Consider the following 6,808-nt stretch of genomic DNA (forward strand, 5'->3'; position numbering starts at 1 on the left):
AGCTGTGTATAATTAGTATACAACTTGTGTAAAAATTATACACATTGTATCCATTTTTATAAAAATAGAAGTCCGTTTTCACGAAAGAATCAGGAATAAAGCCTCTTGTATTTTGCAAAGATGATTATACGATTTTCATCTCATAATTGCTTGATAAAAGTACTGGGAGATATCCCAAAAAACTTTTTAAATTTTGCCCCAAAATAGGACGTATTTCCAAAATGCAATCTATCCGAAATTTGTAATATCGTTAGTTGTCTACCTTCAAGGAGTTCTTTTGCTCTATGCAATTTATTATTCATAAAGAACAAATTTGGCGTAGTTCCTGTTATTTCTTTAAAAAGAACTTTAAATTTTGATAGAGACATATTTGCATTAAAAGCCAGCTTTTTAATCGTGGGAAAATTACTTTCTACGTTATCCATTAAATACATTTGGCTAGAAATGATAGCATTAAAATCATTTCTATTAACTTCTTCGAGGATGATTCTTTTTTTTGATAATTTATTTAAATAGTTTGAAAGTAATAACTGAACACTTCCTTTTAGATTTAAATCAAATATTGCTCCTCCAACTTTTAGTTTGCGTAAATCGTTGAGAATATGATAACTCTCGTTGCTCATTCGGTCAAATTTTACAATTTCCCTATCTTCGTGATTCCTCTTTTTTTTAATACTATCAAAAGGTATATTATTCTTTTGAGCAAAAACTTGTAAGATATTTTTTTTTATAAAAACACAAAGCATATAAATTTTACTTCCTGCTTTAGCATAAAAATCTGATTGTAAGGCACCATCCATAATTAGTAAATTATATTTCCAAAGCCCTAAGTCATATACAATATCATCTTTTAAAATAGAAACTTCACCTTCTGTCAGATTATAATACATCGCAACGAAATCATCTTTTACATTCTTTTGGGTTACTTGAAAATCAATATTATGAACCACATCTACATAAAACGCAACAATACCTTCATTACATTCTAGAAAATAACAAGTTCCGGAATAATGACACTTCTTAGGAATAACTATAAAATTCCCTTCTATTTTAGCTCCAAGTTGCGCTGCAAAATGAGCAACCCAATCTAGATCTGCGCTACAAAAATGTTCAAATGTTTTCATAAAAACACCCGTTTTATAATTTAATTCATCTGAACAATTTAACCTCAACTATTTAATTTAAATAACAAATCAAAAAGAAACAATCGTACCAAAAGTGAATACTTAACTAAAACATCTAATATAAGCAATTGATTTTTCTTACATAATTTTCTAATGAAGAATACTCTGAATATTTATGATCCAGAAATAAAACCTTCTTAATAACAACTCTTTTTTATAAATTTAATATAGCCTGAAGGAGATTTTCCTGTATGTTTTATAAATGCCCTAAAACAAGTTGTTCTGGATTTAAATCCCGAATTCCAAGCCATTCCTTCAATAGTCAAATTATGATCAAAATTGTCTATAAAATAACTTACTCTTTTACTATTAATATAATCCTGAAAACGAAGATTGTATTGTGTATTAATCAAAATAGAAAGTTGATGTACAGGAATACTCGTTTTTTTAGCTAAATCACGAATAACAAGATTTCTATTCAAAAAAATCTTTTCTTTTATTACAACCTCGTTCAAAGCCAAAAGATATTCTTGCCTTTTCTGCTCATCAAATAAACTTAATGTTTGCAAAGTATTTTTTATAGATGTTTTTATAATCTTATTTTTATACTTCGCAAAAAGGAATAATCTATCAATAACTTTAGCACTATAAATCTGGAGTTTACGCATTATTTTTAATCAGCATTAAGAACTTTCTATTATTTATAACAAGGCATATATAATAACATACCTTAAATAAATAACCATACACAACTGTATCACAAACAAATACAGTTGCTTTTTTAGGCTCAGAAAATAAAATTACATTAGGAAGTAAAGGTCTAGAGTATTCTTTTATACATTGTTCACTAAAAAGCAATAATGTCTTGCGTTAAGCCATTTTTGATTTAAAACATAGGCAAAACTCAAAAAAATAAAGGCATAAAAAAGCTGTAATATTGCTTTACATTAGGAACTAGAAATACTAATCCTGAGCAATATAATGGAAAGGGAATTTAATAAAGAAGAAAATAAAAAGAAAACTAGTTAGCGGTTGTTAACGTTTTAATAAGCTCATCTAATTTACTACCGTGAATATTTTTGGCAAGAATGATTCCGTTTTTATCAATTAAAAAATTAAGCGGAATTGCTTGAATTTTATAGTTTAATACAACAGGAGAATCCCAAAGTTTTAAATCACTTACTTGTATCCATGGTTGTTTTATTTTTGCCATTGCGCCTAACCAAGCCTGTTTTTTAGAGTCTAAAGAAACACCATAAATCAAAAACTTATTAGGATATTTTTGGTACAATTTTATTAATTCAGGTTGTTCCTTAACACAAGGTCCACACCATGAAGCCCAAAAATCAACAAATACCAAAGAACCTCTTAAAGAGGAAAGAGTAACTACATTGCCTTTTGTATCCGGAAGATCTATATCTGGAATTATATCTCCTACATCAAGACCTTCGGTTTGTGCATTGATACTCGTAAATGAGCAAATTAAAAATGTAAGCGTAAAAAATAAATTCTTCATAGGTTATAATATTTTCAGGGCAATGAAACAAAACAGTCTATCTAAAAAGAAATAGCACGATTAATAATAGTAGGATCGTTTTTATTTCTTGTGGCGAATTTATAAATATTTTTTTCCTTAACCTACATTAAAAAGTTCCTTCGATTATTAATTACTATGATTAATAATCGAAGGAACTCAATACTTTTTAAAACTAAATTCATGGCTACATTATAAAACGAAATTATCATCTCAAATCTTAAAACAGCTTTTTTTGTTATTATAAAACTGACGTATTTAACATATAATTACGAACCAAAACCTTCTAATTTATTTTAGAAACACATTTTACCTTCATTTTGTAATCTATTATTACATTAAATAATAACGTAATACATTCTTTTACGGCTATTTAAATTGCAAAAAAAATCCATACATCTTTTATTACGTATGGATAGATTCTTTAAAAATCAGAAATCGATTATGGAGTTTCGGTTTTTGGAGCAACTGCATGGATTTCTTTCCAAACAATTCCGAGTTTCTCACTATTGTTTTTCCTTATTTTATTAGCGAGAGGAATATTATCTGATAATTTTAGTCCGTATGACGGAATCATCTCTTTTATTTTCTCTTGCCATTTTGGTGTCTTAAGTTCATTTTTAAAACATTTTTCTATTACCTTGAGCATAATCGAAACCGAGGTTGATGCTCCTGGCGATGCACCGAGTAAAGCAGCAACACTTCCGTCTGACGCTGTTACGACTTCGGTACCAAATTGTAAAATCCCCCTTTGTGTTGTATTGTCAATTTTTATAACCTGAACCCTTTGCCCAGCAATTTTTAAATCCCAATCTTCCATCTTAGCTTTAGGAAAATATTCCTGCAATGCCGCCAATCTTTGTTCGGGTGTAAGTACAACTTGTTCTACCAAATACTTTGTAAGCGGAACATTGTCAAGACCAGCTTCTAGCATAGGCCTTATATTATAGAAATTAAATGATGCAGGCAAATCTGCCCAAGTTCCGTTTTTAAGAAATTTGGATGAAAATCCTGCAAAAGGTCCAAATAAAAGTTCTTTTTTACCATCAATAACTCGCGTATCAAGATGCGGAACCGACATTGGTGGTGAACCTACCGAAGCTTTTCCATATACTTTGGCTTGATGCTGCGCTATTATTTTAGGATTATTACACACCAACCACTCCCCGCTTACAGGAAAACCTCCATAACCTTTTGCTTCAGGAATATGTGTTTTTTCTAGCAATGGTAGCGTTGCTCCTCCTGCTCCTATAAAAACAAACTTCGCATTAATGGTTTTGCTTATATTATTTTTTAAGTCTTTAATATACACTTTCCAAGTACCATCTTCATTCCTTTTAAAATTGGTTACTTCATGATTTACTTCCAACTTCATTTTTCCAGATTTCACAAGATTAGAAGTCAGCTCATTAGTAAGTGCTCCATAATTAACATCGGTTCCAATATCAATTTTTGTAGCAGCAACTTTTTGCGAAGGATCTCTTCCGTTCATTACAAGTGGAATCCAATTATTGATTTGTTTTTGATCATCAGAAAATTCCATTCCAGTAAAAAGCGGTTCTTTCTGCAATGCCAGGAATCTTTTCTTAAGGTATTTTACATTGTCTTCCCCTATCACAAAACTCATATGTGGCGTTGGATTAATGAAGGTTTTTGGTGGGCCAATTTTATTATTCCCTACCAAATACGACCAAAACTCTTTTGAAATTTCAAAGGATTCATTTATCTCAACCGCTTTATGAGTATCAATACTACCATCTTTTAGTTCAGGTGTATAGTTGAGTTCGCATAGTGCAGAATGTCCTGTTCCAGCATTATTCCATGCCGATGAACTTTCCAGACCTACAGCATCAAGCCTTTCGTAGGCAACCATGGTCATGTCTGGATCAAGCTCATTTAGCATATTTGCCAAAGTCACACTCATGATGCCACCACCAACCAAAACTACATCTACTGTTTCGCCTTCGCTACTTTTCTTATCAGCGCATGATCCTAATATTAGAATGCATAACAAACAGATGAAATTCTTTTTCATTTGCTACTGATTTCAATTAGAATATTTATAATTTTTGAAAAAGAGAATAAAAATAAAAACAGAATGAATCCCGAAAAAAAAGTAGATGCTGGCAAAATCCATCCCCCAATTCCTCGTGGAGTCGCAATAAGGTACACTGTCCCTATTAGTGTTACTAAACCAACAACATAAGCCAAAAACTGGAATATAGATGCTAGCGTTTTAAGTGTTTTTTGCTGTTTTAAAATGGTAATAGAAGTAGCTGTAGTCATAATTATTACATTTATAAGTTATTAATAATAAGATACTTAATCCCTATTAAAGATAAAAAAAATATCATTACCTCTAAAAATTAATAATGCTAGTCGCCTAATTACTAACTATTAGCCAAACCCTAATGTGTATATTTTACTTTTATAAAATTGAAGTTTTCTATTTTGTATTCACAAATTATCCATGAAATTTTGCTACTCTGGTGCTTTACGAAAATATATTTTTGAAAAAAAACAATCTAATATTGAAAATCAAATCCTTATCATTGTTTAAGAAATATGCTAAGTTTGTATCACAAGATTAAATATAAAAAGTAGTGCAATTAATGTAAAATACTTAATTAAACATTAGCAATAAAATTATAAAAATGAAACAAGCCATTATCAATACAACTATACATACTGGTGACGAAATAATAAATAACGGTGTCATTATTATCGAAAACGGAACGATTCTTTCTGTTCAAAAAGATATTCCAAATGATATTGAAACGATTGATTTACAAGGAAACCATATTGCGGCAGGATTTATCGATATTCAGATAAACGGTGGCGAAAAGCATTATTTTAGTCAGACTCCAACCGAAGAAACGATTCAGGATATATATGATTCAAGTCTTAAATACGGAACAACTCATGTGCTTCCGTGTTTAATATCATCATCTAACGAAACGATTCTTAAAGGAATTGAAGCTGTGCGTAGTTACAGAAAAAAGCATAACAATGGCGTAATCGGAATGCATCTGGAAGGTCCTTTTTTAAATCCTTTAAAACGTGGAGCACATAGTATTGACCAAGTACGTAAACCAACAAATTCTGAACTTGAAGAAATTATACGACATGGGAAAGATGTTATAAATGTAATCACGATTGCTCCAGAATGTTTTACCGATGAACAACTGAATATGTTATTAGAAAGCGGAATTACAATTTCGATAGGACATTCGACCATTACCCACAAAGAAGCACAGGTTTACTTTTCAAAAGGGATAAAACTCGTAACTCATTTATTTAATGCCATGACACAATTTGGTCATCGCGAACCTGGTTTAGTTGGAGCAACTCTCGAAAATGAAAATGTTTATGCACCCGTGATTCTGGATGGCGCACATTGTGATTATGCTGCAGCAAAATTGGCTTATAAACTAAAACAAGATAAATTCTTCTTAATTAGTGACGCTACATTTTTAGGTCGAAAAGTTTCTGATTTTAAATGGGATAATTTTGATGCACATCTGGAAAATGGTTTTTATAGAAACAACGATGGCAATCTTGCCGGAGCAGCAATATCAATGCAAGATGCAGTACAAAATGCCTATAATCATTTAGATGTTTCTGCAGATGAAGCTATAAAAATGGCAACTTCACACGTGGCAAATGCCATTGGTTTGGGAGATAAATTTGGGAAAATAAAAAATGGTTTCCCTGCTAGCTTTGTTCAATTCAATGCAGATTTATCGATAATAGAAACATTGAATTTTGATGCTGTTACGGTTATTTAACCGCAAAGAGCGCAATCCCGACCCTTCGGGATACGCAAAGTTCGCAAAGCTTTAAAATCTGTGGCTGAAAAAAGGAACGCAGATTACGCAGATTACGCAGATTCGCTATCGCGAAAACACGGATAAAACGGATTTTTAAAGTTAAAATTCTTTTAATCTGTGGCAAAAAAATTAATCGCAAAGGCTCGCAAAGTTTAATCAATAGCTTTGCGAGCCTTTGCGTTTTTTTCTTTGTGTACTTTGCGGTTAAATCGAATCGGATTAAAAAGTTGAGGATTAAGCAACAAAATAACCGCAAAGGACAAGTTTGTGGAAATTCGTGTAATCTGTGGCAAAAAACTTCCTCTCCTAGTCTAAACCTC

General features: G+C 31.2%; 6 protein-coding genes. 1 reads left to right on the forward strand and 5 read right to left on the reverse strand.

Going from position 1 to position 6,808, the window contains the following annotated elements; genetic code table 11:
- Positions 1–140: 140 nt before the first annotated feature.
- From B8T70_RS17285 to B8T70_RS17305, 5 genes are all read right to left on the reverse strand, one after another.
- Entirely contained in the window at positions 141–1,124 is a 984-nt protein-coding gene (locus tag B8T70_RS17285; protein ID WP_123912124.1) for a helix-turn-helix transcriptional regulator, read from the reverse strand.
- 197 nt (positions 1,125–1,321) lie between these two features.
- On the reverse strand, positions 1,322–1,792 hold the full coding sequence (locus tag B8T70_RS17290) for an AraC family transcriptional regulator (RefSeq protein WP_086895627.1): 471 nt from the start codon (positions 1,790–1,792) through the stop codon (positions 1,322–1,324).
- A gap of 353 nt (positions 1,793–2,145) precedes the next feature.
- On the reverse strand, positions 2,146–2,640 hold the full coding sequence (locus B8T70_RS17295; RefSeq protein ID WP_039114098.1) for a TlpA disulfide reductase family protein: 495 nt from the start codon (positions 2,638–2,640) through the stop codon (positions 2,146–2,148).
- Between the two features lie 460 nt (positions 2,641–3,100).
- Entirely contained in the window at positions 3,101–4,693 is a 1,593-nt protein-coding gene (gene mqo / locus B8T70_RS17300) for a malate dehydrogenase (quinone) (protein ID WP_086895628.1), read from the reverse strand.
- Positions 4,690–4,944 carry a hypothetical protein gene (locus tag B8T70_RS17305; protein WP_039114095.1) on the reverse strand — a complete coding sequence of 85 codons (255 nt, stop codon included), beginning with the start codon at positions 4,942–4,944 and terminating at the stop codon, positions 4,690–4,692. The genes mqo and B8T70_RS17305 overlap by 4 nt, the downstream gene beginning before the upstream one ends.
- A 368-nt stretch (positions 4,945–5,312) precedes the next feature.
- On the opposite strand from B8T70_RS17305, the gene nagA reads away from it, so the two are divergent.
- Entirely contained in the window at positions 5,313–6,446 is a 1,134-nt protein-coding gene (gene nagA / locus B8T70_RS17310; protein WP_086895629.1) for an N-acetylglucosamine-6-phosphate deacetylase, read from the forward strand.
- Positions 6,447–6,808 lie beyond the last annotated feature (362 nt).

Source organism: Flavobacterium sp. AJR (genome assembly GCF_002156885.1).
Classification (GTDB): domain Bacteria; phylum Bacteroidota; class Bacteroidia; order Flavobacteriales; family Flavobacteriaceae; genus Flavobacterium.

What these genes read in the sequence shown, in the direction of transcription:
- B8T70_RS17290 (WP_086895627.1), bottom strand. Translation starts at nt 1,792, where the DNA reads ATGCGTAAACTCCAGATTTATAGTGCTAAAGTTATTGATAGATTATTC.
- nagA (WP_086895629.1), top strand. Translation starts at nt 5,313, where the DNA reads ATGAAACAAGCCATTATCAATACAACTATACATACTGGTGACGAAATA.
- B8T70_RS17295 (WP_039114098.1), bottom strand. Translation starts at nt 2,640, where the DNA reads ATGAAGAATTTATTTTTTACGCTTACATTTTTAATTTGCTCATTTACG.
- B8T70_RS17285 (WP_123912124.1), bottom strand. Translation starts at nt 1,124, where the DNA reads ATGAAAACATTTGAACATTTTTGTAGCGCAGATCTAGATTGGGTTGCT.
- B8T70_RS17305 (WP_039114095.1), bottom strand. Translation starts at nt 4,944, where the DNA reads ATGACTACAGCTACTTCTATTACCATTTTAAAACAGCAAAAAACACTT.
- mqo (WP_086895628.1), bottom strand. Translation starts at nt 4,693, where the DNA reads ATGAAAAAGAATTTCATCTGTTTGTTATGCATTCTAATATTAGGATCA.